23 protein-coding genes and 4 pseudogenes are annotated in these 26,637 nt (G+C 69.5%); 13 read left to right on the forward strand and 14 right to left on the reverse strand.

Annotated elements, in window-relative coordinates; all coding sequences use genetic code 11:
• A pseudogene (locus A3IC_RS61005) lies at positions 1 to 413 on the forward strand (hypothetical protein); the annotation flags it as partial.
• 1,023 nt (positions 414 to 1,436) lie between these two features.
• Here the strand turns inward: A3IC_RS61005 and A3IC_RS69910 are convergent.
• The 4 genes from A3IC_RS69910 to A3IC_RS0148905 all read right to left on the reverse strand — a co-directional run bounded on the left by A3IC_RS69910 (position 1,437) and on the right by A3IC_RS0148905 (position 3,694).
• On the reverse strand, positions 1,437 to 2,060 hold the full coding sequence (locus A3IC_RS69910; RefSeq protein ID WP_020557360.1) for a hypothetical protein: 624 nt from the start codon (positions 2,058 to 2,060) through the stop codon (positions 1,437 to 1,439).
• Positions 2,061 to 2,233: 173 nt separating this feature from the next.
• A complete protein-coding gene (locus tag A3IC_RS73300; protein WP_321184081.1) occupies positions 2,234 to 2,743 on the reverse strand; it encodes a hypothetical protein in 510 nt (169 codons plus the stop codon).
• Entirely contained in the window at positions 2,709 to 3,200 is a 492-nt protein-coding gene (locus A3IC_RS72165; protein ID WP_321184082.1) for a hypothetical protein, read from the reverse strand. Before A3IC_RS72165 ends, A3IC_RS73300 begins: the two co-directional genes overlap by 35 nt.
• Before the next feature lie 143 nt (positions 3,201 to 3,343).
• Positions 3,344 to 3,694, reverse strand: coding sequence for a VOC family protein (locus tag A3IC_RS0148905; protein WP_026219638.1), 351 nt, complete (start codon positions 3,692 to 3,694; stop codon positions 3,344 to 3,346).
• A gap of 173 nt (positions 3,695 to 3,867) precedes the next feature.
• Between A3IC_RS0148905 and A3IC_RS0148910 the strand changes: the two genes are divergently transcribed.
• Positions 3,868 to 4,395, forward strand: coding sequence for a transposase (locus A3IC_RS0148910; protein ID WP_020557362.1), 528 nt, complete (start codon positions 3,868 to 3,870; stop codon positions 4,393 to 4,395).
• Positions 4,396 to 4,876: 481 nt separating this feature from the next.
• On the opposite strand, the gene A3IC_RS0148920 is transcribed toward A3IC_RS0148910, so the two are convergent.
• On the reverse strand, positions 4,877 to 5,527 hold the full coding sequence (locus A3IC_RS0148920) for an NADPH-dependent FMN reductase (RefSeq protein ID WP_245599976.1): 651 nt from the start codon (positions 5,525 to 5,527) through the stop codon (positions 4,877 to 4,879).
• Between the two features lie 393 nt (positions 5,528 to 5,920).
• On the opposite strand from A3IC_RS0148920, the pseudogene A3IC_RS73305 reads away from it, so the two are divergent.
• Positions 5,921 to 6,133 (forward strand): annotated as a pseudogene (locus A3IC_RS73305) (Tn3 family transposase); the annotation flags it as partial.
• 744 nt (positions 6,134 to 6,877) lie between these two features.
• On the opposite strand, the gene A3IC_RS0148930 reads toward A3IC_RS73305, so the two are convergent.
• Positions 6,878 to 7,096, reverse strand: coding sequence for a hypothetical protein (locus A3IC_RS0148930; RefSeq protein ID WP_020557366.1), 219 nt, complete (start codon positions 7,094 to 7,096; stop codon positions 6,878 to 6,880).
• Positions 7,097 to 7,400: 304 nt separating this feature from the next.
• On the opposite strand from A3IC_RS0148930, the gene A3IC_RS0148935 reads away from it, so the two are divergent.
• Complete coding sequence (locus tag A3IC_RS0148935; RefSeq protein ID WP_026219639.1) at positions 7,401 to 8,762, forward strand: VWA domain-containing protein; 1,362 nt, start codon at positions 7,401 to 7,403, stop codon at positions 8,760 to 8,762.
• A 793-nt stretch (positions 8,763 to 9,555) separates the two neighbouring features.
• Here A3IC_RS0148935 and A3IC_RS63690 read toward each other — a convergent pair.
• Positions 9,556 to 10,161 carry a transposase gene (locus A3IC_RS63690; RefSeq protein ID WP_158696412.1) on the reverse strand — a complete coding sequence of 202 codons (606 nt, stop codon included), beginning with the start codon at positions 10,159 to 10,161 and terminating at the stop codon, positions 9,556 to 9,558.
• 220 nt (positions 10,162 to 10,381) lie between these two features.
• Here A3IC_RS63690 and A3IC_RS74040 point away from each other — a divergent pair.
• Positions 10,382 to 11,049, forward strand: a pseudogene (locus tag A3IC_RS74040) (IS5 family transposase); the annotation flags it as partial.
• Positions 11,050 to 11,113: 64 nt separating this feature from the next.
• On the opposite strand, the gene A3IC_RS0148950 reads toward A3IC_RS74040, so the two are convergent.
• A complete protein-coding gene (locus A3IC_RS0148950; RefSeq protein WP_040878769.1) occupies positions 11,114 to 13,384 on the reverse strand; it encodes an MMPL family transporter in 2,271 nt (756 codons plus the stop codon).
• Positions 13,385 to 13,559: 175 nt separating this feature from the next.
• On the opposite strand from A3IC_RS0148950, the gene A3IC_RS0148955 reads away from it, so the two are divergent.
• Together A3IC_RS0148955 and A3IC_RS0148960 are read left to right on the forward strand one after the other, a co-directional pair.
• Entirely contained in the window at positions 13,560 to 14,732 is a 1,173-nt protein-coding gene (locus tag A3IC_RS0148955) for a sensor histidine kinase (protein WP_020557370.1), read from the forward strand.
• Complete coding sequence (locus tag A3IC_RS0148960; RefSeq protein WP_020557371.1) at positions 14,707 to 15,369, forward strand: response regulator; 663 nt, start codon at positions 14,707 to 14,709, stop codon at positions 15,367 to 15,369. Before A3IC_RS0148955 ends, A3IC_RS0148960 begins: the two co-directional genes overlap by 26 nt.
• Before the next feature lie 102 nt (positions 15,370 to 15,471).
• Here the strand turns inward: A3IC_RS0148960 and A3IC_RS66485 are convergent.
• A pseudogene (locus A3IC_RS66485) lies at positions 15,472 to 15,561 on the reverse strand (IS5/IS1182 family transposase); the annotation flags it as partial.
• A gap of 45 nt (positions 15,562 to 15,606) precedes the next feature.
• On the opposite strand from A3IC_RS66485, the gene A3IC_RS0148965 reads away from it, so the two are divergent.
• The 4 genes from A3IC_RS0148965 (at position 15,607) to A3IC_RS72175 (ending at position 19,320) form a co-directional block, all read left to right on the forward strand.
• On the forward strand, positions 15,607 to 16,395 hold the full coding sequence (locus A3IC_RS0148965; protein WP_020557372.1) for a hypothetical protein: 789 nt from the start codon (positions 15,607 to 15,609) through the stop codon (positions 16,393 to 16,395).
• A gap of 426 nt (positions 16,396 to 16,821) precedes the next feature.
• Entirely contained in the window at positions 16,822 to 17,487 is a 666-nt protein-coding gene (locus A3IC_RS0148970) for a hypothetical protein (RefSeq protein WP_020557373.1), read from the forward strand.
• Between the two features lie 714 nt (positions 17,488 to 18,201).
• The gene (locus tag A3IC_RS0148975) at positions 18,202 to 18,795 is read left to right on the forward strand and encodes a helix-turn-helix domain-containing protein (RefSeq protein ID WP_158696415.1); all 594 of its coding nucleotides are present in this window, start codon (positions 18,202 to 18,204) and stop codon (positions 18,793 to 18,795) included.
• A 189-nt stretch (positions 18,796 to 18,984) separates the two neighbouring features.
• Positions 18,985 to 19,320, forward strand: a complete 336-nt coding sequence (locus tag A3IC_RS72175) for a transposase (RefSeq protein WP_020557375.1) — start codon at positions 18,985 to 18,987, stop codon at positions 19,318 to 19,320.
• Positions 19,321 to 19,409: 89 nt separating this feature from the next.
• Here the strand turns inward: A3IC_RS72175 and A3IC_RS0148980 are convergent, their stop codons facing one another.
• The 3 genes from A3IC_RS0148980 to A3IC_RS0148990 form a co-directional block, all read right to left on the reverse strand.
• Positions 19,410 to 19,757, reverse strand: a complete 348-nt coding sequence (locus tag A3IC_RS0148980; protein WP_020557376.1) for a nuclear transport factor 2 family protein — start codon at positions 19,755 to 19,757, stop codon at positions 19,410 to 19,412.
• A complete protein-coding gene (locus A3IC_RS0148985; protein ID WP_020557377.1) occupies positions 19,754 to 20,377 on the reverse strand; it encodes a TetR/AcrR family transcriptional regulator in 624 nt (207 codons plus the stop codon). The genes A3IC_RS0148980 and A3IC_RS0148985 overlap by 4 nt, the downstream gene beginning before the upstream one ends.
• Before the next feature lie 699 nt (positions 20,378 to 21,076).
• Positions 21,077 to 21,409 (reverse strand): hypothetical protein, encoded by a 333-nt coding sequence (locus A3IC_RS0148990; protein WP_020557378.1) that lies wholly within the window; start codon positions 21,407 to 21,409, stop codon positions 21,077 to 21,079.
• Positions 21,410 to 21,466: 57 nt separating this feature from the next.
• On the opposite strand from A3IC_RS0148990, the gene A3IC_RS72850 reads away from it, so the two are divergent.
• Together A3IC_RS72850 and A3IC_RS72180 are read left to right on the forward strand one after the other, a co-directional pair.
• Positions 21,467 to 21,592 (forward strand): hypothetical protein, encoded by a 126-nt coding sequence (locus A3IC_RS72850; RefSeq protein WP_281174608.1) that lies wholly within the window; start codon positions 21,467 to 21,469, stop codon positions 21,590 to 21,592.
• A 152-nt stretch (positions 21,593 to 21,744) separates the two neighbouring features.
• Complete coding sequence (locus A3IC_RS72180; RefSeq protein WP_245599974.1) at positions 21,745 to 22,269, forward strand: tyrosine-type recombinase/integrase; 525 nt, start codon at positions 21,745 to 21,747, stop codon at positions 22,267 to 22,269.
• 963 nt (positions 22,270 to 23,232) lie between these two features.
• Here A3IC_RS72180 and A3IC_RS0149015 read toward each other — a convergent pair.
• Together A3IC_RS0149015 and A3IC_RS0149020 are read right to left on the reverse strand one after the other, a co-directional pair.
• Complete coding sequence (locus A3IC_RS0149015; RefSeq protein ID WP_020557382.1) at positions 23,233 to 23,709, reverse strand: hypothetical protein; 477 nt, start codon at positions 23,707 to 23,709, stop codon at positions 23,233 to 23,235.
• 80 nt (positions 23,710 to 23,789) lie between these two features.
• Positions 23,790 to 26,210, reverse strand: a complete 2,421-nt coding sequence (locus A3IC_RS0149020; protein WP_106669246.1) for a site-specific integrase — start codon at positions 26,208 to 26,210, stop codon at positions 23,790 to 23,792.
• Positions 26,211 to 26,637 lie beyond the last annotated feature (427 nt).

A 26,637-nucleotide genomic window follows, 5' to 3' on the forward strand; every position in this document is an offset into this window, starting at 1 on the left:
CGGTAACCGCCGTGTTTCTTGTCTGGAGCGGCTGGATCCTGTCGGCGAAGCGGATCACGTGGCCCGACCTGATCCCTTTCGGCGTCACCGCGGCCGTTCTGACAGCGATCTATTCCGTGGGCGCCGGCGTCTACCTGCCGCGTCTGTTCAACGCCTCCGTCTCGCGCTACGGAGTGGTCGGTGCCGTCTTCGCGATGATCTCGGCTCTCTTCGCGGCCATGCTCGTCCTCGTCGCATCGGCTGCGCTGGGACGAGAAGTACGAGACGAACTCGGTCGGATCCGTCAAGGCCGACGCCCTTCCGACCACGAGGTCCGCCGACAGTGGGACAGCGTGGTCGAGCAGACACGGTCACGTTGGCGGGCGGCACGCGAACAGGTCTCCCATCATCGGACCAACGGTGCAGACCGCTGATGGGCGGGACCGGCCACGACCGGCATCGACGTTCCCACGTCTTCAGCCGGGAAAGAGATCGTGAACGAGGCTTGATGATCCGTGTCAAACGCTCGCGTCATGCGTAGGCTGCGCCCTCGGCCAAAGCGTGTTCGACGCCTTCGCCGACTCGTTGGGGATCGCGCTCGGAATGGGTCCGTGGAAGCCCGACGTCGTGATCTTGCTCTCCAAGCTCGGGTCGACTGTGTCGGGTGGAGAAGGCGACTGTCGCGTGGCGTTGCCGTCCTGGTCGGACGGGCCCGTGGTCTTCGGGAGGACGGGTGACGTGGGGCGGTCGCTCGCCCGGTGGCGGGTGGCGTCCGGGGAGGCGGGGTCTGTGGCGTACGCGTGTGGTTCGTGGGTGGCGGGGCGGCCCGCTGTCGGCGCTGCGCCATGTGCCGCGGTGGGATCGGGTGCGCGCGAGCGGTGGATGCCGGGTGCCGGGGACGGCCCTGCGGTGGGGTTCCTGGAAGTGCGGGACTGCCTGGGTGGCCGCTGCCCCCTGCGGTTCGCAGGGGTGGTGCGGGGTGCTGGGGCGGATGGGTTGCGGGTGGGGGCGGTGTTCGCGGTGGCACGGCGGTGGTGCGTGCGTGGTGGGAGCAGGTGTGCTCGGGGTTGGTGCTCGGCGGGGACGCGGGGGCGCGTTTGTGGTGGCGGGCGGCGGGGCGGGACACGGCGGATGTTCCCGGAGGTCGTACAAACGGCGTGACGGAGGCCGTGATCGAACGGGTGCCGACCCGGCCCCGAAGAGCTCGCGGACGTGTTCGGCGAGGACATCGCGTGAACCTCGCACGCGGCCAGATCTGGGAAGTGTCCCTGGGCGCCAAGGTGAGAGCCGTCCTGATCGTCGAGTCCGACGCCGCCATCCGAGCGTTGCCCGGGATCACGATGGCTTGTTGTCGCACACGAGCGACGCCGTCTGTCCCGTCTCAAATGATCTGATCTGAGTGCGTGGCCGTGACCTGCGGCGACCAGATCGATTGAGACGCCGGGTTGCCGGAAATCTCAGTCGATCTGGTCCCGGGCGCGCGGATGGCAGGTGGTGTCTCGATTGATCTGGCTCGGCCCGACCTCGAACTGATACCACGCCTGGGTGGTCAGCCACGATTGGTAGTTCCGGAAGATCAGGGCGAGACCGTTTGGCTGCTCTCGTGTGTCGAAGAAGCCGCTCAGGAGAAGGTGGAGGGCAACCACGGCGTCGGTGTCGGCCCGGGGAGTAAGGGGATGGACCCAGCCTCCCGGAGCGAGATGCCGAACCAGGACGAGCCAGGTCAACTCGTGGCCGCGGCCGAGTCGGACCACGAGCCATTCCTGGAATCCGGTGAGCATGTTCCAGGAAGTTCCCGCGTCCAGGCCGAGGATGTAGGCGGTGGTCGTGGCATAGGAGCCGTCGAGGCCGTGCCTGGCGGGTTCCTGGCGAATCGCGGCCGGCAGGGCTCGAGAGTGCTTCAGGACTCCGGCCTGGAAAGGCTGCCGGGACTCGGCGAGGAAGTTCCCTGCGGTGCATGCCGGATGGCTGCTCGAGGTGTCCGGCTTCTTCAGGGGGTGAGCGGACGAGTACCGGTGGACGGTGGCGCAGGCGACCGTGGCGTCGTGTTCGTCCAGCAGCCTCTCCCAGACCAGTCTCACCGTGGGGAGTTGGCCCGCGTGCGTGGCGGCGTACTCGTCGAGGATGCCATCGATGGCGGGGCCGACTCGACTCTTGGCCGGGCCTTGAACGGCCGGGCGCTGTTTCCGGGGAGGCGGTCTGGGTGAGTCCAGGGCCTGGCGGACGATGTGTTGGCTGACGCGATGCCGTTCCGTCAGACTTCGGACCGTGTCGTGTCCTTCTGCGGCGTCTCGCCGGATGGCGGTCTTGCCGAACTGGGTGAGCGCGGTTGTTTTCCGGTGCCGGCGGGGCCGGAGAGGATCAGGCCCCTGCGGGCGCTGATCGCGTGGCGGTTGAGCAGGGTCAGGCGTCTGCCGGTGTGGACGACGGTGCGCAAGGTGGACGTCGCGGCCACGGTCAGGCGGGTGTGGCAGTCGAGGCGACCGTCGTCGTAGTCCATCCGTTCGTCCGGATCCAGGTCGGCCGGCGCGCTGTCGGGCAGAAGGTCGGGCTGGGACGGGTCCTGGATGGTCAACTCGCGCCGGCCCTCCAGGGTGGTGAGGTAGCGATGCAGGTCCTCCCGGTCGGGCGATGTACTCGTCCAGGACCGAGAGAGCGACGTTGCTGAGCAACGGCGAGGGATCGAACCCTGTGGGGTGCCGGTGTCGTTGTCCCGCAACAGGCCGTCCTCACTGAGGATGCCCGCCTTGAGAAACGCCTTCACCAGGGCCAAGATGCGTTTGTCCCCGACGCGTGCCCGCACTCGCTCCATGAGAGCGGTGTGTGAGATCTCGTCGAAGCAGGCCTTGATGTCGCACTTCCACGATCCACTCGTACTTCTCGGACGTGAGCAGACGCACCTCTGCCACCGCGTCGTGAGCCCGGCGGTTCGGGCGGAATCCTTGGGAACACGGGAGGAAATCCGCCTCGAAGATCGGCTCCGACACCAGCTTCAGGGATGCCTGCACCACCCGGTCGGTGATCGTCGCGATCCCCGGACGGCGGAGCTTGCCGCCCGACTTGGGGATCATCCGCTCCCGCACCGGCATGGGCTGGCAACTGCGGTCCTTGATCTGCGACCGCAGCATGGCGAGGAACTCCTCGACTCCGACCCACAGCGCGATGGACGACGCCGTGCGTCCGTCCACCCCGGCCGTGCGTGCACCCTTGTTGCCCCGCACCCGATCCCAGGCCACCGGTGGGCCGAACTGTTACGAACCGCTACGAACGCGATTCCGATGCGGACGGCCTCCCTGTTGCGGCGGCGCCACCGACGCTCCGCGGCCACCCTGACATCCGTCACGCTGAGCTGAGTGCTGTGGGGTCACAGGCTGTGGGCAATGGGGTGCAGCGGTTCGTACAGCGGGAGTTCGGCGCCGCTGGGGAGCCGGATCGCAGTCAGTTTGCCCCAGCGCTGTTCGCTGACCGGGCGGGTGATCTCGACGCCCTGCGCGCGGAACTCGCCGAGCTGGGAATCAAGGTCATCGCACATCAGGAAGAACTCGTGCCGGGGCGGGCCGTCGGTCGGGTGCACGGCCACCTCGGCCGGGGGCAGTTTGAAGATGAGCCGGCCGCCGCCCGCGTCGACGCCGGGAAAGTCGAGGACATCACGGATGAAGGCACGGTCCGCCTCGGCGTCCCGGCTGTAGAGGATGACATGTGCACCGCTGATCATGGCTGGCTCCTGCCCGTCGGGGTGCCGGCGGTCGTGTTCCGGCATCCTGGCACGCTCAGTGCGAGAAAACCTTCGACTGCATTCGATTTCGCGGAAAAAGGACGCGGATCGTCGAGCTTTACACCCGCCCGCCCGAAGACGCGACGGTCGTCTGCGTCGACGAACTCGGCCCGGTGATCCCACGCGCGTTCCCGCCGGCGCCGGGCTGGTCGCCGGACGGACACCGCGTCAAACACGAGCTCGACTACAGCTGCGGACCGGAGAAGACCCGGGTGTACGGCGGCCTGCGCGTCCGGGACGGAACCGAGGTCACGATGACCGCCTCGGCCCGCAACAGCGCCTTCCACCAGCGCTTTCTCGCGCTCCTCGAAGACGCCAACCCCGCCGGCGACATCGTGGTCGTCACCGCCAACCTCTCTTCCCACAACAGCGTTTCCACCCGGGAGTGGCTCGTCGACCATCCCAGGATCCAACACGTCTTCATCCCGGTCGGCGCCTGCCGGTTGAACCTGCAGGAGGGATGGTGGCGCATCTTTCGCAAGGCCGCCCTGGCAGGCCGCTCGTTTTCCAACCCCACCGACATCGCACAGGCCACAACCCTCGCGACCTCCCAACTCAACACCCGAGCCGGACCCTGGATATGGGGAAGACCCGCCCCACCGACCCGCACATTACGGCGCCGGTTCGTGTACACCCTTTGAGGAACGCAGCACTATCACGCGCGGACCGCCGAGGCGGAAGCGTGCGCGATCTCGGTGGTGTCGCACGGCTTCCACCGTCCGGTGCGTGGCGGGCGCGAGCCGATCAAGACAACGGTGACGTGCTGCTCGACGGTGTGGGGCGTGGGGGTGTGTCGGATGGTTGACGTATCTCCGGGTGAACGTGTCGAGTTCTTGGGCTCGAGGCTTCGCCGTCCCGCCACCGAACCCGCCTCGGACGTGGGGATGATCAGGTCGGGGCGGATGGACTCGACGGACTGACCCGCGGCCCTCCCGCGGAGCCCGGAACCCGCCCCATCCCATCCGGGTACGGGCCGAACCTGCCCATCGGCGGGAACGGCTTGACCAACTCCCATCGACGTGGAGGTCTTCTTCGACCGGGCCGGGCAGGAGCGGTGGGCCCGGTTGTGTCGGGTGGACGAGGGCTCCCGCACCGGGCTTGGCCGCTGTGGGAGGCGGGAGGTCAGCCCACCTGCGCTCGGTCGTAGCTCGGGTCCGACCGCTCGCCGAGGTATTCCACCCAGACCGTCTTGGCGCACGGGTAGTTCGTGGTGGCCTCGACGAGCTCCAGCCAGTTGGCGATGGTCGTGCGGAAGCGCTCCCGCAGCAGTTCGTCCGTGAGGCCACCGTCGGCCGCGAAGGCGGTGTGCGCCCGGGCCAGCGAGAACATGTCCGGGTACAAGCGCGCGCCCAGGTGTTCGAGGGGAACACGCAGGGCCCACAGCCCCCGGTTGCCGCCGGCCATCGACGGAGAGGCGGACATGACGAGCCCCTGCCTCTCGTTGAACGGTTGCGGCCGGAACCGGGACGTCCAGTCGATCAGGTTCTTCAGGACGCCCGGAACCGAGGCGTTGTACTCGGGCGACACGATCACGAAGCCGTGGGCCCTCTCCAGGCGCTCCTTGAAGCGGACCGCCCCGGCCGGGATTCCGTCGGCCCGCTCCTCGTCCCCGTCGTACCCGGGCACCGTGAACTCGGCAATGGACGCGAAGTCGACCTCCGGCCCGGTCGCCCGGATCGCCTCGGCCGCCAGCCGGGCGAGCGTCGTGTTCCACGACCCGTCCCGCCCCGAGGCGGACAGCACCAGGAACCGCATTGATTGGCGCGCTTGCATGCCCAAGCCCTCTCGTCGTCAGCGGACCGCGTGGGGCAGAGGAGGCGGACCCTCCCGCGCCACGCTCCCTCACGTTAGGCAAGAACCAGGGCGTCAGCCCGCATTCGCCCCTGTTCGCCGCCCCGAGTTCACCGCAGGTGACTCGGATGCCGCAATCACAGGCGGACGACGAGGACACCGCACCGCTCGCGTGGGCGACGGATCAAGCCGCCGCACTCACGGTCCTCCTCGACGTCCCCGCCTCGCCGGGTCACCGTCGGCTCGACCCCGACCCGTCGCGCAGGTCGGCCCGGTTGACGGACAGGCGCCGCAACCGGGGCTTGCGTCTCGCCGTGACGGCGGCGGTCGAGTCCGAAGCCGTTCACGAAGGCGTGCAGGTGGGAAGGTCGCGGGCGCGGACGGCTCGGCCACGTGGACCACAACTACCTGCGTCTGGCCACGTATCGGGCGGCGAACGCCACGATGATCGACTACCAGGCCGGGATCGACCTCGCCCGGGCGTGGGGCGGCGGCTTGGCCGCCTCGGTCGACGGCATGCGGTTCGTCGTCCCCGTGCCCTCGGTGTACGCGCGCCCCAATCCTCGTTTCTTCGGGCGCCGGGGCGGGGCCGACGAAGGCCGCGTACAGCCGCTTCGGCGTCACCGTGTCGACGTGGAGGAAGTCGACGGCGGGCAGCGTGTCGGCCCGGGCGCGCGGGAATGTCCGCCACGAGTCGTCCCGCCGCCCGGGCGGCGGGATCCGGCGCATGCGCGGGATCCGGCGGATGGTGGACGCGGCCACCCGGTGGCCCGGGCGCCGCGGTTCGCCCTGGATCCGGACCACGCCCCGGGTCCGGTTCCCGGTCGCGAACCGGACGATCGACGCGGCCACCTCGTCGGAAACCCGCGGTCGGCCCGGCGGACGTGCCTGCCGCCACCGGGCCGCGACCGGGCGCCGGCGCCGGCGCGGCAACGTTCCCGGCGTGACGATCCGGTGCGCACGCACGGCCTTCGGCGGCACCCGGGCCGACGCGGACGGCACCGCGCGGTCCGGCCACGACAGTCGCGGCCTCGGGGTCGTCCGGCGCGGCACCNCGACCTCGTGGCGCAGAGCGGGTATCTCCGCGTCCTCCGACGCGTGCGACCGCGCGAACAGAGCGAGCCACGTGATCACCCGAACGACGAGCCGGTACACCAAGTCGACCGCCATGACCGGTGATCATCCGATCAGACGAACACGCTGGTCAAACCCTGCGGCCGAGTATCCGACCAGGACAGGTCCATCCGCAGATGCGGGAGACCTCGGCGGCTGCGGCGTACAGGCGGCGGCCGACGGTTTCGGTGTAGGAGGCGTCGCGGAGGACGCCGGTGATCAACCGGAGTTCGGTGAGTGCGGCGTCGTACGCCCGGGATGCGCCGATGTGGCGTCGAGGTGGCGCAGGGCGTCGATGCGGGTGTCGAGGAGGTCGGGGACGCCGGCGCCGATGCGGCGGCCGTGGGTTGCGGCGGTGGCGGGTTCGGCGTCGGCCCATTGGTGGAGGGTGGTGAGGAGGGTGGTCGAGCCTGCGATGAGGAATCCGCGTCGGTCCACGGCACCTCCTACGGTGTCGAGTGCCTGGAGGGTGCCCGTGGGGGTCCACGGGGTGCAGCGGAGCGTTTTCGCGGGTCGACCGAATGGGCTATCGATAATCAGGAATGCACTGACCCGACGCCGGAACCGCGTCTCGCCTTGCCTCCCGAACACCGCGCGCCGGCCCGGGGTGGCCTGGTCCCACGTCATCACGGCGCCCGTCCCGTCGGCACCGAACGCGGCCTTGTACGCCGTCCTCGACCGCGAACGCGTCGGAAGGCCGACCCGGATCTCCGCGCAGCGCCGGGTTCGGCAAGATTGCGCCATGACATTGCCATCCTTGAGCCAAGGTGCCAACCTGCGCGTCGACTTCACGCAGGTTCGTGTGGAGCTGTCGTGGTCCACAGGGAACGGCGTGCCCGACGTCGACGCGTCGGCGCTGCTGCTCACCGAAGCCGGAACCGTGCGCGGGGACGCCGACTTCGTCTTCTACAACCACGCGGGCCACCCGTCCGGCGCGGTGGCGCATCTGGGCCAGGACAAGACCGCCGACGGCATCACCGACACGCTCGCCGTGGAACTCGACCTCGTGGAGGAGGCGATACACCGGATCCTGCTCTGCGCGTCGTCGGACGGCGGCACGTTCGGCGAGGTGCCCGACCTGAGCCTTCGGCTGCTGGACGCCGCGACGGCGGCCGAGATCGCACGCTTCGACATGACCGCCGGGATCGAGACCGCCTTCGTCGGCGGCGAGCTGTACCGGCATCAAGGGCAGTGGAAGTTCCGCGCGGTCGGGCAGGGGTACGCCTCCGGACTCGCCGGTCTGGCCACGGATTTCGGCATCGCGGTGCACGATGAGCCGTCGGGGGACCCCGCCGCGCAGTCGGTTCCGACGCGGCCGGTCGACTCCCCGCCGCCCCCGGCGGTGTCCGACGTCGCGCCGGCCGGGACCGGCGAAGAGGCGCTGCCCGCGGAGATGCGCGAGCGCCTTTCGCTGCGCAAGGAGCACGTCACGGTGAGCCTCCGCAAGCAGGGCGCGGAGGGGATCGCCGCACGGGTGATCCTGGTCATGGACGCGTCCGGCTCCATGAATCGGCTCTACTTCCGGGGTGTCGTCGCCGACGTGGTGGAGCGAATGGCGGCCGTGGCCGCGCGGTTGGAGGACGACGGTGTGATGCAGGCCTGGACGTTCGCCTCGAACCCGGCGCGCCTGCCGGATCTGCGTGTGGGCGAACTCCCGGAATGGCTGCGGCTGCACGTCCGTCCGGCGGGGGACAAGCCGGAGCAGGGGCTGCTGCCTGGCCAGGTCGACATGGTGGCGGTCGGCTTCGGCAACGAAGAGCACAAGGTGATCGCCGAAGTGCGCTCGTACGTCCGGGAAAATCCGTCCGCGGCCCCCACGTTGGTGCTGTTCTTCTCCGACGGCGGCATCTGGTTCAACGACGAGATCAAGCGCGAACTCAAGGACGCGTCCAAGGAACCGGCGTTCTGGCAGTTCGTGGGCCTCGGCAACGCGGACTACGGCATCCTGAGGCGCCTCGACACGATGCGTGGCCGCCGCGTGGACAACGTCGGTTTCTTCGCCGTCGACGACATCAGCGAGGTCCCCGACCAGGAGCTGTACGACCGGCTGCTCTCCGAGTTCCCGAAGTGGATCACCGCGGCGCGGCGCAAGAACGTGCTCTGAGCACGTGCTCCATCCGTTCGCCGGCCGTGGCGGGCGTCCCGAAACACCGGCGTGACACCGCGGCCGGCGATACCCGTCATCGGCCGTGCATGGCGTCGGACATCGTTCGACTCCACCCGGATCAGGTGATGCACTGACGGACGAACCAAGCCCGAGGCATCACGATGCCTCCTCGTGTCATGGGCTCCGCGTACGGTTTGCGCATGCCTGTTGAGAGACCCTCACTTGCCATCGGTATCCGACTTCGCGACCTGGGAGCCCGTTCTGCGGCTCATGCTGGGCGACGACACGGATCGGCGTGCCGCCCGGCCGGCGCGTGTCGCAGGGCGCATCGGTCAATACGGCACGTGCCTTGCGTATCGGGGATCGATGACCTCGACGGCCGGACCGCGGTGGAGGACATACGGCGGGCGCGCGCGGCGGAGTCCGGGAAATCGCGTTCAGGGCGGAGGCCCAGCCGGACGGCCGGACCACGCTCGGCTGGTCTGGCCGAGCCCGGTCGTGGAACCGGCTGTCGGCTACCCGGGCCTGGGGGTGCTCGTCCTGGCCGACGGCTCCCTTGCCGAGCCCTGGCTCCGCCGTGGGCGAGTTTCACATCCGGGCGGAGTAGGTGCAGGGCGTCGAAGGCGCGGGTCCGGCCGACGGCCTCGTCGCGGGTGTGGGTGTGCACGCCCCGGGTGACGACTTCTTCGGCGTCGCCGGGTTCGTATGCGGTCATGGGTGGGACTCCGGGCAAGGTCGGGAAATCGAGGCGGGTTGGGGGTCTGCGGAACGAGCGGGGGACGTCACGGCTTTACGGCCGGTCGCCGCCGGTTTCGCAGGCCCCACGAGGGTGCCGGCGGTGGGTGGCCCGGCCGCGGTGGCGCGTTGTCACACGAGGCGGTGCGTTCCGGTGCTCGGTCCCCGGCCGGTCACCGGCGTGGCCGGCCCACACGATGGTGTGGCCGAGGCGGCGGGCGGTCTCACACAGGCTCACGCCTGCCTCGAGCGACTCGTGGACGGCGGCGTGTCGCTGCAGGGTGCGCTCGTTGCACGATCCGGGCGTCACCCAGGGCGGTGCCGCATGCCAACAGGCGGCGTGCGCGGCCACCGTCTTCTCCACCGCAGCGGCCAGGCCGTTCCACAAGTGCCAGCGGTCGGACACCTGCACCGCGCCCGGCAGGGCGTCGGCGATGCCCTGGGCGTAGGAGGCCGAGCCGTCGCGGCAGACGACCTCCACCCCCGGGTGCGCGCGCAGCCAGGAGGTGAGCGTTTCGGCTTTGCGGTCGGGCAGCACGTCGACGCGGGCATGGGTGACGGCGTCGATGCTCTGTGAGCCGATCTCCGGTTCGGCGCGTTGCTCGGGCAGGCTCAGCGCGGCGCGGCGGGGGACGCTCCTGCGGGGTCCAGCCTTGTTCACGGCGTCACCCGCCCGAACAGCACGTCCAGGCTGTCGGGTCGGTACCCGGGCGCTGGCGGCGGTGCTTGGCGGGCCGCCGCATTGGCCTCCGTCCGGGGCGTGATGGGCCAGCATGTTCTCGATGACCTCGTCGCCGGTGGGTGTCGTGTAGATCTGAGTGGTCGTCAGACTTGCGTGGCCCATGACCCATTGGACGTCGACGAGCGGGATCATGGGATCCCGGGACATCCGGCCGGAACGGTTCGGGCCGTGGAAGACGGTGCACGAGCGGCATCGACGCTGGTCCGCGGACGGCACGTGGGAGCGACTGTTGCGCGCAATGCAGACGAAGGCCGATGCGGCGGGCGGCATCGGCCGGGACGTCTCGGTCGACTCCTCGGCCGTGCGCGCACATCCCCATGCGGCCGGCGCGCGGCTCGCCCCGCCGCCGATCCCGGCCCAAAAGGGGGCCAGGAATCGGACCGCGCGGGTCGCGGCGGTGCTGCGGGGCCTGGCCGACCGCCTGGCGGAGGTGGTGAGGCGGGCGAGCAACTCGGCCGGTCCCGAGGCGGGTTCACCACCAAGGTCCATCCGTGCGCCGACGGGAGATGCCGTCTCCTCTCTCTCGTCCCGACACCCGGCCATTGGGGCGACGGTCCGCAGTTCGAGGCCGTGTTGGAAGGTGTTCGGGTACCGCGGGTCGGGCCGGGCAGACCCCGCACCCGACCCGACAGCGTCAGCGCCGACAAGGCCCACAGCTCCCGGGAGATCCGCCGCCACCTGCGACGACGCAGGATCCGACACACCATCCCCGAACCCGACGACCAACTCGCCAACCGTCGACGACGCGGCTACGTCTTCCACGGCACCGTCATCTTCGCGGCCCTGATCATCTGGCTCCGCACATGATCCGCAGGACAGAACCCAGGTGACGCGCGGGGGTGCCGGACGCCCAGGGCGGGCAGGAGTTGAGTCAACGGTCAACCAGCCGTGGACGCGGGGCCTCACCCGTGGATTCCGCGTCGGTGTCGTCGGTGCCGACCGGGCCGCGGGGAAGCATCCGGTCCAGCCACTTCGGCAGCCACCAGTTGGCCCGGCCGAGGAGTGTCATCGTCGCCGGTACCAGCACCATGCGTACGACCGTGGCGTCGATGAAGATCGCGGTGGCCAGGCCGAGCCCGAACATTTTGATGGAGGGGTCCTCGGCGACGGCGAACGACAGGAAGACCGCCACCATGATGAGGGCGGCCGAGGTGATGATCCGGGCGGTGCCCGAGATGCCCTCGACGATCGCCTTGCCGTTGTCGCCGGTGCGCAGGTACTCCTCGCGTACGCGGGAGAGGAGGAACACCTCGTAGTCCATCGACAGGCCGAACAGGATGGCGAAGAGGAACATCGGGATGAACGACACGATCGGAACCGTCGCTTCCAGCCCGATGAGTGCGCCTCCCCAGCCCCACTGGAAGACCGCGACCATGATGCCGTAGGCCGCGCCGATGCTCAGCAGATTCAGCAGTACCGCCTTGAGCGGTACGAGTATCGAGCGGAAGACCAGCATCAGCAGCAGGAACGACATCGCCAGCACGGCGGCGACGAACACCGGCAGGCGTTGGCTGGTGCGTTGGCCCACATCGGACAGGCTCGCGGCGGCGCCGCCGACGTGGGCCCTGGCCGGGCCGTGCCCGATCGCCGTGGGCAGCACGTCGCTGCGCAGCCGGGCGATGGTGTCGGCCGTGGCCTTGTCCTGAGGGCTGGTGGTCGGGAACACCACGAGGGTCGCGATGCCGGTGGCCCGATCGATGTGCGTCGGCGCGACGGACGCGATGCCCGGATCCGCCGCGACCGTTGCGACGAGGCGGTCCAGCACTCCCGGATCACCGGCGGGGTCCGCGGCGATGACGAGGGGACCGTTGATGCCCGGGCCGAACCCCTCGGCGACGAGGTCGTAGGCCCGGCGCTCGGTACGGCTGTGGGGCAGTGAGCCGTCGTCGGGCAGGCCGACGCGCAGGCCGAGCACGGGCAGCGTCGCGGTCAGCAGCAGCCCCGCCGCGCCGACCGCGTACGGCACCGGGTGCCGGCTGACGTGCCCGATCCAGCGACGCCACCCGGTGGCGTGGGCGGCGCCTGCCGCCGGGTCCCGCCGCCGTGCGAGTCGGCCCGGCTTCCTGGTCTGCAGAGCCCGGCCGATCAGGCCGGCCCGGGCCAGGCGTGGGCCGGCGGCGCCGAGGAAGGCCGGCAGCAGCGTCACCGACGCGAGCACCATGGTCAGGACGACGATCGAGACGGCGAACCCGCCCACCGTCATGAACGGTACGTTCGCGACCGCCATGCCGAGGATCGATACGACGACGGTGCCGCCGGCGAAGACCACGGGCCTCCCCGCCGTGGCCACCGCTCGCCCCGCCGCCTCGCGGGGATCGAGCCCGCGCGCGAGGTACTCCCGGTGCCTGGCGAGCACGAACAGCGCGTAGTCGATGCCCACTCCGAGTCCGACCATGCTGCCCAGGACAGGGGCGAAGGTCGGGACGTCCGTCACCCCCGCCAGCACCGTCATCGTGGCAACCCCGACGGTCAGCCCGAAGACCGCCATGCCGATCGGCAGCGCGGCGGCGACGAGCGAACCGAACGCCAGGAACAGGATCGCGGCCGCGGCGAGGATGCCGATCAGCTCGCTTGCGCCGCCGTCGGGGTCGGAGAAGGCGTAGAAGAGGTTCCCGCCCATCTCGATGCGCAGGGGCAGTTCGGCGCGCAGCCGGTCACCGAGATGGACGAGGGCGTCGAGGTCTTCGGCCGACAGCCGGCTCTGGTCGGGGTACTGCACCCGGACGACCGCGATCCGCCCGTCGGCCGAGACAAGGCCGCCGCGCACGGTGGTGTCCCCGCCTGCGTCGAGTGCCCCCGCCGGGTCGCTCGTGCCGAGCACGTGCGGCAGTCGCTGCACCTCGGTCTGCAGCCGCGTGAGAGCGGCGCGCGCGCTGCCGTGGTCGAAGAACGTCGCACCGCCGTCGAGGGGGGTGACGACCACTTGGGCGGTCATCCCCTCCTGGCCGGTGCCGGCCCGCTCGATCAGTTGCGCGGCCCGTTGGGAGTCCAGTCCCGGAGCGGTCATCGAGTCCGCGGTCCGCCCGCCGATGGCGATCGCGGCGAGGACGGCGAGCGTGGCGGCAATCAGCCATGCCGCGATCACCCGCCAGGGATGGCGGGCGGCGCTTGCGCCCAGGCGCAACAGGGCTTTCGAGAGCATCGGTTCCTCCAACCACCTCGTCGGCCGTCCTTGTACGGCCGACGATGCCGAGGTTCGTCGCCACGGCGCTCCGCGGCATCGGCTCGCGGGCCGCGGATCCGTCGGCCCCGGGGCGGAGTGACGCCCCGTCCTTTCGGCCGATGCGCGGCACGGCGCGGTCCCTAGGCTGAGAACCATGCTGCGAGACGACCTGCGAACCCTGTGGACCGAACCCCGGCCGCCCGACGCGCCCGCCCGGGTGTGGCGGGACTGGGCGCTGCTCGCCGCGGGCCTGGGCGGTGTGGTGCTGGAGGCCACCCTGCGCGAGAACGTGGTGTGGCGGCCGGTGGCGGTGGTGTTCGCCGTATGGCTGTGCCTGCTGCCCCTGTGGCGCCGGACCCGCCCACTGGCGATGGTCACGCTGGCGTTCGGCTCGGTGATCCTGCTCCAGCTGGCCTCGCTGCTCGCCGCACCGCGCGAGCCCGTCGGCCTGGACACCGGTGTGGTCGTGCTCGTGCTGGTGTATGCGCTGCCCCGGTGGGGATCGGGACGGGAGATCGTGCTGGGCGGCGCGGTGATCCTCACGGCCTTCGCGCTGTGTGTCTTCACGTACGAAACCCCGGCCGCCGAACAGGTCGGTGGCTTTGTCTTCCTGTTGCTGCCCGGCTTGATCGGGGCTGCCGTGCGGTTTTGGGTGACCGCTCGCGAGCGGCAGTTGGAGCAGGTACGCTCCCGCGAGCGTGAGCAGCTCGCCCGGGAACTGCACGACACGGTGGCCCACCACGTTTCGGCCATGGTGATCCACGCCCAGGCGGGCCAGGTGCTCGCGGGCACCGACCCGTCCGCCGCCGTCGAGGCGCTGGAGGGGGTCGAGGAGGAAGGGGCGCGCACGCTGGAGGAAATGCGAGCCATGGTCGCCACGCTGCGCAACCGCGGGGCCGGCGCCGAACTGGCGCCGCCTGCCGGTGTCGCGGATCTGGAGCGCCTGGTGCGCACCCCGGGTGGTCGCCTCAGGGTCGACTTGGGGCTCGACGGCGAACTGGACACGCTGCCCCCGGCCGTGGACGCGGCCGTCTACCGTATTGTGCAGGAGTCGGTGACCAACGCCATGCGCCATGCGGTCAACGCGACCGAGGTCGTCGTCCGGGTCACCGCGGAACGGCACACGGTACGGGTGAGCGTGCGCGACAACGGCCACCGCACCGGCCGAGGCCGTGCCGGATACGGACTCGCCGGACTGCGTGAGCGCGCTGCCCTGCTCGGCGGCAATCTACAAGCCGGCCCCGGCGCCGACCAGGGCTGGCATGTCGAAGCCGAGCTGCCGAGAGGGAGGACCGAGAGCGGTGCCCATTCGCGTCCTCGTCGCTGACGACCAGACCATCATCCGCACCGGGCTGCGGATCATGCTGAACGCCCAGCCCGGCATCGAGGTGGTCGGCGAGGCCGCCGACGGACGGGAAGCGGTACGTCTGGCCCGCGAACTGCGCCCCGACGTCTGCCTGTTCGACATCCGCATGCCCGTGATCGACGGGCTGGAGGCCACCCGGTCGGTCGCCGGCCCGGGCGTCGCCGACCCGCTGGCCGTGGTCGTCATCACCACTTTCGACCTCGACGAGTACGTCTACGGCGCGCTGCGTGCCGGCGCCCGCGGATTCCTCCTCAAGGACACGGGACCGGACCTTCTGGCCCAGGCCGTACGGTCGGCGTCCGGCGGTGAGGCGCTCATTGCGCCCAGCGTCACCGTCCGTCTGCTCCAGGCATTCGCGGACCTGCCCGCCGGCCGGCCCGCGGCCCAGCCGGTCTCCCCCGTCACCGCCCGCGAGGAGCAGGTGCTCCTCGCCGTCGCTCGCGGGCTGACCAACACCGAGATCGCCGATGCGCTGCACATCAGCCTCAGCACGGTGAAGACGCATCTGGCCAGCCTGATGGCCAAACTCGGCGCCCGCAACCGGGTCGAGATCGCGATGTGGGCCTACGAAACGCGCCGTATCCTCCCCGGAACCTGAGCCGGGTGCCGGGCCATGTCCCACGAGTCCCCGCCCGGACATCAGTGCACCGGTCGGCTCACGTCGGCTCCACGTGCCTCACCCGCCCAAGACGTAGCCGCGTTTGTCGTATCGAGTCGCCACGCCGCGGAACTGTTTCAGGCGGCCGATGGCGCGCTCGACGACGTTGCGTTTCTTGTAGCGGTCCTCGTCGCCGGCGCCCCCTGGAAGCCCCTCACGACGGCGACCTCCGGGGGAATGAAGGACGTCCGGGGCGATCTCGCACCCGCCGCGGGCTTGGACATACCCGCCGGCTACGACCACACCTGGCGAGTCCGCGTGCGCCTGCTCCAGGTGGCCACCCAGGGACCCACCTCCGACCTCGGCGTGGGTCTGTTCGTCGCGAAGGGTTGGACACCCGACGGCAACTCGTACGAGGGTCTCGAAGGCGACGGTCGATCCATGTTGCGCGTGGCCGGCCTGGAGACCTCCTACACCGGCCTCCCCAAGCAGATCCCCGCGGACGCGAAACCGCACGAGTTCCAGGTGCACATCAAGACCCGCAACAACGCCGACTGGCACCTGACCTACCCTTCCTCATTCGGCATGGACCTGGACCGCTCCATGAGCGGAACGTCCGCCTGCGACGCGCGGATCGAGGTCAAGGACCCCCAGGGCACCTGGCACAAGGTCAAGAACAGCGCGGAAGGCATGATCGGAGGCGACGTCGACCTCGCCAAGTGGGCGACCGGACCGGTGGACCACAAGGTCCTGCAGGCCCGGATCAGCATCGGCGGCGGCTACGCCACTCCGACCAACCACATGATCGGCTTCGGCTACTACCCCGGCGCCGGTCCGAACAACTACTACGAGATCGCCAAGTTCACCACCACGGCCGTCCCCGGCGCGGCGAAATGCGCCGGCAACGAGTCCCCGGCGCCGACCACCTCACCCTCGACACCCACCACCCTCGTGGGCATCGCCGGCGCACTGGTGCTCGCCGCCGGAGCGGCCACCACGTTCGCCGTCCGCCGCCGCCGGGCATAACCGCCCACACGCACGCACCGGGAATCACCCCGGGGCACCACGTGGTGCTCGAAAGACCCGTGAACGCGAGGGGCGGACCACTCCCGGGCCGTCCCTCGCCAAGGCGCTTCGCTGTGGCGTGTCGACACGACCGTCCCGCGCCCGGCCGCGAGTCGATCCGAAGCGGACGAGGTCCCCGAAACCGGGGCCGATACAGAGGAATCGTGAAGGGAACGGTGGCGTGTCGCCACGCCATCCGCCGGCTTGACACACCACAGGCCGGCGCCCAGGACGGTCGCTCGACCCGAAGCCCCGGCAGCTGTTCTGCCAGGCCGGTCCGGTGCACGACGACCATGAGGTCCCCCCACCGAACGACCCATCGGATGCGCGACCGGCGGGTGCGAATCCGGTTGCGGTCCTCGGGCGCAGGTACTTGGCTGTGGCGCCATGACCTCCAACCACGATCTCCTGTTCATCGACGGCTCGATTCACCTCCTGGTCCGGTGGGCGTGCTTGAACGCGGGGGAAACCCTGGAGGACGAACTGGAGCGGTTCTGCCGCGTCGTGCGCGACTCCCCGGTGGCCTGGTCCACCATGCCCCTGGGCGTCGTCTCCGCGCTCCTGGACGTCCTCGCCGACGAGATCGACTCAGCCGGATCCCCGCCGCGCCCCGCCGAGTTCGACGTCCGGCTGGCCCGGGCCGCGGGTGATTGGCCGCCCGCGGAGTTCCTGCGCTACCTGGCCGAGTACCTGCGGGACAAGGACTACGAGTCCTCTCCCCGGCTCGAGGAACTGCCGATGAGTTTCCTGGAGGCCCAGATCCGTTTCTCCCAGGCATTCCAGATCATCCACAGGTTCGTCCGGATCTCCTCCTCGGATCCGTACCCCGACGTCGTGGACGCGGCGGGAGCCGCGGCCTCGACGGAACACCCGTCCGGCTGCGGCACAGTGCTGGTCTCCGCTGCTGCCGAACTCCAGCAGATTCTGCTCATGTTCCGCTCGCGAGAAGAACTGGACACCCTCCTGGGCAACTTCGGGTGGCCTCCCCCCTCCCGGCAGGACCTGCAGAGCCTGCTGGCGGCCATACACACCCACTTCGACGAGCAGCACTGACACAAGCCACCCGGACCGCCGTCATCCGGGAACCCCACAAGCCACCGGGCGGCCTCGGATGAGACATCTGCAAACGTCTGGAGAACCGTCCCACTTTCGGCACGGGTCGCCAGGCAACGAACAACACGCTCGTCCGACGCCGCGCCACGACCGAGGCGTGTTCACAGCGTCCAGGTGTGCGCACGCCCATCGGGAGCGGCGAGGCAGGGGATGGCGCGTCAGTGGCGTTCGGGTGTCGGGGCAGTACGGGCCCACCTGTCGCGGATCCCCCGTGCTCAACAACTCCATCACGCTTCACGACCCGTTCCCCGACCGCACGACGGCCGGGGCTATCGGACGCCCGAGAACATCGCAGCCCCCCGCACGACCACAACGATCCGAGCGGATCCCGACGTACGGACCCGAGGGGAGGTCCTTTCCACGGGGATTCCCACTTCGGACAACCGCGCACCAACCCGTCGGTTCACCGCTCGTCGGCCCTGTCGGGGCCCCTCGTTGCTCGGTCAAGCCCTTGATGATGCCGTCGTTCACGACGAGTTCTCCTCGAACTCAGAACCGAGGGTCGTCCCGCCGACTCGCGTGCTCCATCCGCCACCTGAGGCACTCATCCGCCAATGAGCTCGACTACTGCTAAGTTCCGCTTTGGGTGGGTAAGTAGTGGTCAAACAGTGGTGTTTCGGCTGCTCGTCGGCGAGTGTGGTGCCGAAGTTTCTGATGGCCCGTCAACCCGTGGACGGGGACGAGGAGAAGAAGATTCGGAGGCTGGCCGGGGCGCGTCACGCGCCGGCCGACTGGATCCTGCGGGCAAGGATCGTCACGCTGAGCTGGGAGGGCCCGCACGTGCCGCGGGTTGCCGCTCGGGCGGGGTGCGATGCGAAGACCGTGCGGCGGTGGCTGCACCGGTTCAACGAAGAGGGCCTGGACGGACTCGGCGATCGTCCCGGGTGCGGGCGTAAGAGGCGGATCACCGAGGCCGAGCGTTCCCGGATCGTCGCCTTGGTCAAGCTTGTTCCGCCCGGCCGGCTGGAGATGCAGCCGTCCGACGAGATGTGGGCCGCGGACGAGGCGGGGCCGCCGGAGTGGACGTTGGACGCCCTGGCCGCCGAGGCCGGGAGACTGGGCATCGTGGTGGGTCGAAGTCAGGTCCGCAGGATCCTGCTCGCGGAGGGGGTGCGGTGGCGCCGTACGCGGTCGTGGGTTCGGTCGAGAGACCAGGACTTCGCGGGAAAAGGACGCGGATCGTCGAGCTCTACACCAGCCCGCCCGACGGCGTCACGGCCGTGTGCGCCGACGAACTCGGCCCGGTGATCCCGCGCGCGTTCCCACCGGCGCCGGGTTGGTCGCCGGACGGGCATTGCATCAAGAACGAGCTCGACTACAGTCGCGGGCCGGAGAAGACGTGGGTCTACGGGGGCTTGCGGGTCCGCGACGGTAGCGAGGTCACGATGACCGCGTCGTCGCGCAACAGCGTCTTCTACCAGCGCTGTTCTCCAACTCGTGGAGGACGCCATCCCCACCGTCGACATCGTGGTCGTCACCGACAACCTCTCCTCCCACAACAGCCTTTCCGCTCGGGAGTGGCTCGTCGACCATCCCAGGATCCAACATGTCTTGATCCCGGTCGGAGCCTGCTGGTTGAACCTGCAGGAGGGGTGGTGGCGCATCTTCCGCAAGGCCGCCCTGGCAGGCCGCTCGTTTTCCAACCCCGCCGACATCGCACAGGCCACAACCCTCGCGACCTCCCAACTCAACACCCGAGCCAGACCCTGGATATGGGGAAGACCCGCCCCACCGACCCGCACATTACGGCGCCGGTTCGAGTACACCCTTTGAGGAACGCAGCAGTAGCCGGGTCCGGTGACGTCGCCGAGCGCGGTGCCGGTGGGCCGGCTGCGCGCTCGGCGGGAGGCTGCCGGAACCGCTCAGGCGGGGAGGAAGAACCCGGTCACGTCGGCGAGGAGACCGTCGCGGTGCACCGCGCTGCTCACACCTGCCATGAAGGCCTCGCCGTCCGGGCCGATCTGGGTCCAGCGGGCCAGCGACCGGCCGTGGTGGTCGAAGACCTCGTCGATACGGAAGCGGTGTCCGGGGAACGCTCCGGCGAAGCCGTTCATGTATGCGTCCAGTTCGGCCAGGCTGCCGACCTCGGTCCCCGGGTCCCGGTAGGTGACGTCGTCAACCACGACCGCGCCCAGCGCGGTGCGTCGTATCGCGGGATCGGCCGACCAGCACGCGGCGTAGTCGTCCCAGAGCTGCTGTTGGTCACTCATCGCTGTTCCTCTTTCTTGGCTTGCTTGACTGTCCTGGCTTGCCTGGCGCCAATTGACGCCAGGGCTCCGTCGGTGATGGTGTGCAGTTTGGCGGCGGCCGTACCGGACCGGACGAGCACCAGCAGACCTTGGTAGAGGGCCAGGAGCTGGGCTGCCGACATCTCGACGTCGAGTTCTGCGGGCAGCAACTGCCGGGCGCGGGCGCGCGTCAGTGCGTCGGCGAAACCGGACTCGATCGTCTCCAGTCCCCGGCGCACGCCTGCGGTGGCTTGCGGAATGGTGAATGACTCCACCGCGGTGTTGGTGAGCAAGCAGCCCGGATCGGGTTCGGAGTCGGTGTCGAACGCCGAGGTGAAGAACGAGCGAATGCCGGCCACCGGGTTCTCCGCCTCCCGCAGGTGGGCACGGACCCTGGCCTCGACCACCTGCTCGTTGTAGGCGTCCAGCGCGGCGCTGAACAGGCCCTCCTTGCTCTGGAAGGCCCGGTACAGGCTTCCTGGGTGCATTCCGGTCGCTTCCTCGAGGTCGCGCAGCGAGGCGCCGAGGTATCCGCGATGACGGAACAGCCGCATCGCGGAGGCCAGTACGTCGTCCTGGTCCCAGACCTGTTTACGGCCCACCAACCCTCCTCGTAGTTGAACGATCGTTCACAAAATAGCATGCGCGAGAGCCCTGCCGCCGCACGGTCCATCGGGGCAAAGCTCCAGCAACGCCGGCGGCCCGGGCTCCGCATCGGCGGCGATCGTGGCCGGGCACCTACAAACCCCCCGCCCCGAACACGATGTTCGACCAGGTCATCGCCCGGAGCACCACGCTCACGGCGCCACGCGCGGCTGCGGCTGCGGCTGCGGCTGCGGCTGCGGCTGCGGCTGCGGCTGCGGCTGCGGCTGCGGCTGCGTACGGATGCAACGGTGACTGTTGGCGGCTCCACCAAAACGTCACGGCCGATCGCCGACCACCAGCGGTTGGTCCACCGGCAACGCCTCGACCACCGGTATCCCGTGCGGCGCCGGCCACCGCCACCCGTATCACCCGGGCGGCCGAAACCTGTTGTCCGGCGCGCGCGATACGCACGACCACACCGCCCGGACACCGGTACAGGACGTTGTCACCCATGCGGATCACCTCCGCCGCGCCCGAGTCGAAGCCGTACCGACGACAGGCCGCCGCAGGAATCGACGCAGTAGTCACACACGGAGCGTCGCATGCATGCACCCCACACATCGTTGCGCCGGCTCGGGTGCGTTGGTCCGCCCGCGACGTACCAAACCGCCGCCGGGTCGTGGCCCGGCGGCGGTTCGTGTCGCGAGGTGCCGCGGTTATGCCTGGTGCGTCCCGCGGCGCTTGCGGGCGAGGAGCAGCCCGCCGGCGCCGATCACCATGGTGTTGTCGTTGTCGTCCGCGCCGGTCTCGGCCAGTTCGGGGCGCTTCGTCGGCTTGCTGATGTCGGGCTTGGCTGTGGTGGGCTTGCCGGTCGGCTTCACCTCGGTGGGCTTGGTGCTCGGGACGGTGGGGTCGACACGGTTCGAGTACACCGTGCGGTCGACGTTGTTCTCCGGAACGTTGTCGGGCAGCGGGCCGGTGATCCGGCTTTCGAGGATCTGCTCGCTACCGGAGATCGTGCCCTTGCAGCCGGTCAGCCAACTCGGCATACCGCCCTCGACGCCGCTCCTGGCGGCACCGGTCGCAAGGAGTTGACGCCTCGCCTGGTGACGGACTTCGCAGCCCTGTTGGGGATCGACCCCCGGGAACTGGCAGCGCTGACGCGTGTCCACCTGCCCGAGATGCCACCTCCCCCACCCCCGGAGGCGATCGATGCCGCCGCCCTGCTGTGAGAGGCACGTCGCCTGTCCGCCGCCCAGGCACGACACGTCAGCGAACTCGCGCGCTCCATGCGCGGACCGGCACCGCGTTCACCAAGTCTGTCGACCCTCTGCTGGGCAAGGCGATCAAGGCGTGGCAGGAACTCCGGCCGCAGCAGCCGAAGATGCTGGACCGCAAGACCAGTGAGCACGTCGACCTCCTCTTCGCTCTGAGGGCCCGCCGGGTCGCCAAGACCTACGTCAACAGGACGATCATCCCAGCGCTATGCCGGAAGGCGGGCGTTCCGAACACGGACGTCCGGGGCAACATCACCAGCCATCGGGCCCGCTCCACGATCGTCAGCCGGCTCTACAACGCCAAGGAACCGATGACGCTGTTCGAGTTGCAGGCATGGCTCGGTCACCGGAGCCCGGAGTCCCCTCAGCACTACGCCAAGATCACCCCGAACACGCTGGCCAGGGCCTACAACGACGCCGGCTACTTCGCCCGGAACGTCCGCACCATCGAATCCTCGTCGACCGCGACGCGGTCACCTCGGGCGCCGCCGCCGGCGGCGACCCCTGGCAGTACTTCGACCTCGGCCACGGCTGGTGCACCTACACATCTTCGAGCAATGTCAGCACCGCATGGCCTGCGCCCGCTGCGACTTCTACACCCCGAAGGTCTTCAGCAAAGGGCAGCTGCTTGAGGCGAAGGACAACCTGCAGAAGATGCCGGCCGACATCCCACTGACCGACGATGAACGGGCCGCCGTCGATGACGGGCAAAGCGCTCTTGACCAGCTCCTGAAACGACTCGCTGACGTTCCCACCCCGGCAGGACCGACACCGAACCAGATCGGAGCCCCCGCCAGCGCGACCTTGCTCCCGATAGTCGGCACCGGCGACGGGTGGAACGCGGCCGCTCACCGCTGCAGTGGGTGTTCCTCGGTTCCGTGATCCGGTCATATCCTTCGGGTCCACCAGGGCGCATCCGTCTGATCCAGCGGGTTCGGCAAGGTTCGAAGGAGAAAGCCGTCGTCCAGCGGCGCGATCAAACCCTCAAGGGCCCGAGCTGACGGAGCCGAGAGCGTCGCGAGGACTTCGTCCAGCAGTTCACGACTACTTCGGCCGCAGCAGCCGCAGGGGTGAAAGTGCCGTTCGGAAGGGGTACGGGAGGTGCTTGACCATCCGGACAGGGCTTCCGCCACGGCTCCTGGCCACAGACCGGACCGCCCAGTTCATGGCTGTTCGTATCTCTATCTGGAAGATTTCCTGCTGGACGACTGCCGGAAGTCCAGGGATGTGGGACGCGATTCGCCGGCGAGGCCGGTGACTCATGGACCGGCGGAGTTCGTGGGGCCGCTTATGCGGCATTGTTGTCTTCTTTTGCAGATCAGACGGGGTGAGTACTGGTCAGGCTAGCAGGGCGTGGTCCCGGCACACGGTCCTCTCAGCTTGACTTTTTTGATTCCACATAACCCGACGCCGGCGGGTCGAGCGTACCCTCGGCTGGATCATGCGGGCCCGCCGCAACGTCCGTGACTACGAACGCCTTTCACAACACAGCGAATTCTCTGAACTACTCAGGCTGACAGGCAGTCGGGCAGTCGGGCAGTCGGGCAGTCGGGCAGTCGGGCAGTCGGGCAGTCGGGCAGTCGGGCAGGGGCAACCTAGGAGACGACCTCCACGGAAACCGGCCTGGGGAACCGCATCATTTCCCAACCCAGCGGCCAGTCTCCGCCCCGTTGCTCCGACGCCTCGACCTCCAGACGCCGGGGAACCCGCCAGGTCCACCACCCGAACCCGACCTCTGGCCGGCCAGGCCACGGAATCGTGGCCCGGCGATATCGCTCGTCGATGCTGTCCAGCTCCGGCAGTCTGATCTCCCGGACACGCGCAGGGAGCATCGGCCAGATCTTCGCCAGGACCCCGCGGCACCAAATGTCGTTCATGAGCTCGGGCGCGCACCACGAGTAGCCCTCCTCCACCTCCTCTGCGATGCCCCTCCAGCGATCGAACAGCGCGTTGAGGGTCACCGCTTGTCCGCCCGCCCACGTAGGCGCGACCGCAGCGACGGCTGCGTGGACTGCGTCGTACTCCTTGGCGCTCAGCGCGCGTGTCTCCGTGTGCTCGTCCGCTCGATCCATGCGTCGACTATCGCGTGAGGGCCGCGCTGCCTGCCACACCTTTCGCGGGCAGCACCGGACGCATCCGACCGTCAGGCGAATCAGGCATTCGATCGATCACCTGCCTCTTGATCGGTTCTGGGTACTCCGATCGTGGTGGTCGTTCGGCCTGCGATCCGGCTCAGGTCGGGCATGCCGAGGTGGACGCTGCTGTCGTTGATCTGGGCAAGTTTGGCTTCGGCGCCGGCGAGACTGACGTTGAGGCCTTCGACTTCGCCGAGCCAGCCTTCGCGTTCTGCTTCGGCGATGCGGGCGGCGAGGTTGTCGCGAAGCTCGGCGAGGCGGGGCCGCTGGGCTGGATCCGGGCGGAGCATCGAGCATCGGACGCACGCGTGCTCGTGGATGCAAGGTGTGCCGAACGCGCGGCCGCAGGTCCCGATGGAGACCTTGCGGCGCTCGAAGTGGCCGAGGAAGTCCTCCCATTCGGCACCGGTGGGGACGCGGTATTCCTCGCTGGGGCGGGTGGCCCGGCGTCGGGTGATAAACGCGCGGTGGGCCTCGATGGCTTCCTGGGGGTAGATCGCCTTGTAGCCCATCGTGGTGTTGATGTCCTTGTGCCCGCAGATGATCTGCGCGATGTGCGGCGGCATGCCGTTGGTGACGGTGTCCGTGACGAACATCCGGCGGAAGTCGTGCGGCTGGAGCCGCAGCGGCTCGCCGCTGGGGCCGGTCAGGCCCGCGCCGACGAGGACGCCGTTGATCATGCCGCGGAGCGTGTGCCCGGTGACCTGACGATGCTCGGCGACGTAACGGTATTGGAAGAGGAGGGGCATCGGAGGGTTCCAGATCCGCTCGTGCGGGTCGTAGGCGACGACCATCGGGACTGCGCCGGCCGCGTAGCGGATGCGGCGGATGACGGTGCTGAGGACCTCGGCGAGTTCCGGGGTGACCAGCAACAGCCGTTCGCAGTCGGTCTTGGACGGTGCGATCTGCAGCAGCGGGACCAGTTCGCCGGTGGTGGGCAGGCGGTATTGGACGAAGCTGTGGTGGCTGAGCTCTTGGAGCTCCTCGATGCGGATGCCGGTGTGCCGCAGGACTTCGATCGCCGCCCAGGCCCAGAACGCCTCGTGTTCTTCCTTGGTCAGGTTGCGGCGGATCCCGGTCTCCACCTCATCGATCCTGATGATCCGGTTCTCGCCGGTCAGCTGCGCGCCGCGCCGGAACTCGGTCCCGTCCTGGGTGAACCGTTCGCCCGGTGCGGTGTCGGTTGCCTGAGCGAGCAGTGCGGCGGAGGTGGCCCGTCGTCTCTCAGCGAGCGCGACGATGGTCGGCAGGAGTGGGAGTTGGTGGTGGGTGCGCTGGTGCATCCGGGCCTGTGTCCGCTCCACTTGCTGGCGTTGTCTCATCTCGTGTGCGCGGACCGGACTCGGCGCCACCCATCGGGCCCAGCGTCCGGGGGCCTCCGCCGCCCATTCCGCGAGGTCGAGATAGAAGGCGCGCACCAGCGTCAGGTTGTGGTTGACGTGGATGCGTTCGTCGCTGACCACGGCCGTCCCGCCGTCGGCGGTGCGGACGGTGCGGTGTTTGCGGGTGAGTCGCTGCTTCCATGCCTGCGCGACCTCGCGCGGAACATCCAACGAGTCGATGCCCGGGTGGTGGGTCTCCAGGTCTTTCCAGAACAGCTTGACCAGGACGTAGGAGAGCGCCTGCAAGGTGGTGTAGTCGACGGCCGGCTGGCGTTCGCGCAGGTAGTCGACGAACAGGTCGCGGATCTGTGTGCACTCGACGGCGTAGCGGTCGACGAGTTCCTCGCAGCTCATGCGGCCCCAGGACTGCCGGAACGCGCGTGCGCTGGCCGGGGCGTCCGGTGGGAAGACGCCCGCGGCGTGCAGGAGGTGGTAGTGCATGAGCTTGTTGTTGCCGCAGCCGTGGTGCGCGGTGTCCTGGATGTCGAGGAGTTCGATGCACTCGCCGGGGACGACGTCGGCGACCAGGCCGCCCTTGGCGGCGAGGATGACCGCGATGCGCTGGAGCGCGACGTTGCCGGTGAACGACCGCGGGCGGGCGTCGAACGCGGCCAGCTGTCGGCGCAACCGGGCGAATCCTGCTGGGTCGCGGGTCGGTTCCATGAGCCGGACCAGGTGCGGCCAGGACTGGCTGAGCATCCAGCGGACGTCCGGGCGGACGACGTCCGCGCAGATCAAACGCTGCATGCCTGCCCCCAGATCCTTGCGGATCCAGCGTCGGCTGCGGCCGTCGCCCTGCATCCACGGCTCGGCGATCGGCTTCCAATCCTCGCCGGGCCGGTTTTCGACGCCGCTCGCGAGCCAGCGCTCCTGCCAGGTCGCGCCCGGCTGTGTGACCAACCAGTCGAGGATTCCGCACGTGCCGCGGCGGACCGACAGCCATGTCGTCGGCGCCGCGTCCGCGATGACCTGGGTGACGACGGCCTCGGCGTCCCACTCGGTGCGCGGCCAACATGACTCGCGAGGGCGTGCGGGGAAGCGCGAACGCAGCGCCATCCGCGATTGCTCGGCGCCGCCCGGCTCGACTCGCTGACCAGGCTGCGACTGCTTCGCGACCTGCGACGGGATCGTCGTCCGAGACTTCACGATCACGCCCGCCCGAACAACACGTCCAGAGCTCCGCGCCGATATCCCGGCGCCGGAGGCGCCTCCGCGCGCTCAGCCCGACGTGTCTCCTGCCGGGCGTGATGAGCAAGCAGGCTCTCGATGACCTCACGGTCGGTCGGAGTGAGATAGATCTGCGTGGTCGTCAACGCGGCGTGCCCTACTGAGCTTTGCGAATTCGGTTGTTGTTGGTTCGTCATGTCAGTTCGGTTGCTGCGAGGAAGCTGTTGAGGAGTGCGGGGTGGCGTTGGATGTGTCGCAGGCCTTGGCGGGCGACGGCGACGAGTTCGTCGAGGGTGCGGGCGCCGAGGTTGGCCAG

The sequence above is a fragment of the Embleya scabrispora DSM 41855 genome, from assembly GCF_000372745.1.
GTDB lineage: Bacteria > Actinomycetota > Actinomycetes > Streptomycetales > Streptomycetaceae > Embleya > Embleya scabrispora.

Excerpts from the sequence above, each read along its gene's own strand:
- A3IC_RS0148965 (WP_020557372.1), top strand. The coding sequence starts at position 15,607 with ATGAAGGACGTCCGGGGCGATCTCGCACCCGCCGCGGGCTTGGACATA.
- A3IC_RS0148970 (WP_020557373.1), top strand. The coding sequence starts at position 16,822 with ATGACCTCCAACCACGATCTCCTGTTCATCGACGGCTCGATTCACCTC.
- A3IC_RS0149020 (WP_106669246.1), bottom strand. The coding sequence starts at position 26,210 with ATGGCGCTGCGTTCGCGCTTCCCCGCACGCCCTCGCGAGTCATGTTGG.
- A3IC_RS72180 (WP_245599974.1), top strand. The coding sequence starts at position 21,745 with ATGCTGGACCGCAAGACCAGTGAGCACGTCGACCTCCTCTTCGCTCTG.
- A3IC_RS0148905 (WP_026219638.1), bottom strand. The coding sequence starts at position 3,694 with ATGATCAGCGGTGCACATGTCATCCTCTACAGCCGGGACGCCGAGGCG.
- A3IC_RS0148950 (WP_040878769.1), bottom strand. The coding sequence starts at position 13,384 with ATGCTCTCGAAAGCCCTGTTGCGCCTGGGCGCAAGCGCCGCCCGCCAT.
- A3IC_RS0148980 (WP_020557376.1), bottom strand. The coding sequence starts at position 19,757 with ATGAGTGACCAACAGCAGCTCTGGGACGACTACGCCGCGTGCTGGTCG.
- A3IC_RS0148955 (WP_020557370.1), top strand. The coding sequence starts at position 13,560 with ATGCTGCGAGACGACCTGCGAACCCTGTGGACCGAACCCCGGCCGCCC.
- A3IC_RS0148935 (WP_026219639.1), top strand. The coding sequence starts at position 7,401 with ATGACATTGCCATCCTTGAGCCAAGGTGCCAACCTGCGCGTCGACTTC.
- A3IC_RS0148920 (WP_245599976.1), bottom strand. The coding sequence starts at position 5,527 with ATGCAAGCGCGCCAATCAATGCGGTTCCTGGTGCTGTCCGCCTCGGGG.
- A3IC_RS0148990 (WP_020557378.1), bottom strand. The coding sequence starts at position 21,409 with ATGCCGAGTTGGCTGACCGGCTGCAAGGGCACGATCTCCGGTAGCGAG.
- A3IC_RS0148975 (WP_158696415.1), top strand. The coding sequence starts at position 18,202 with ATGGCCCGTCAACCCGTGGACGGGGACGAGGAGAAGAAGATTCGGAGG.
- A3IC_RS0149015 (WP_020557382.1), bottom strand. The coding sequence starts at position 23,709 with ATGGATCGAGCGGACGAGCACACGGAGACACGCGCGCTGAGCGCCAAG.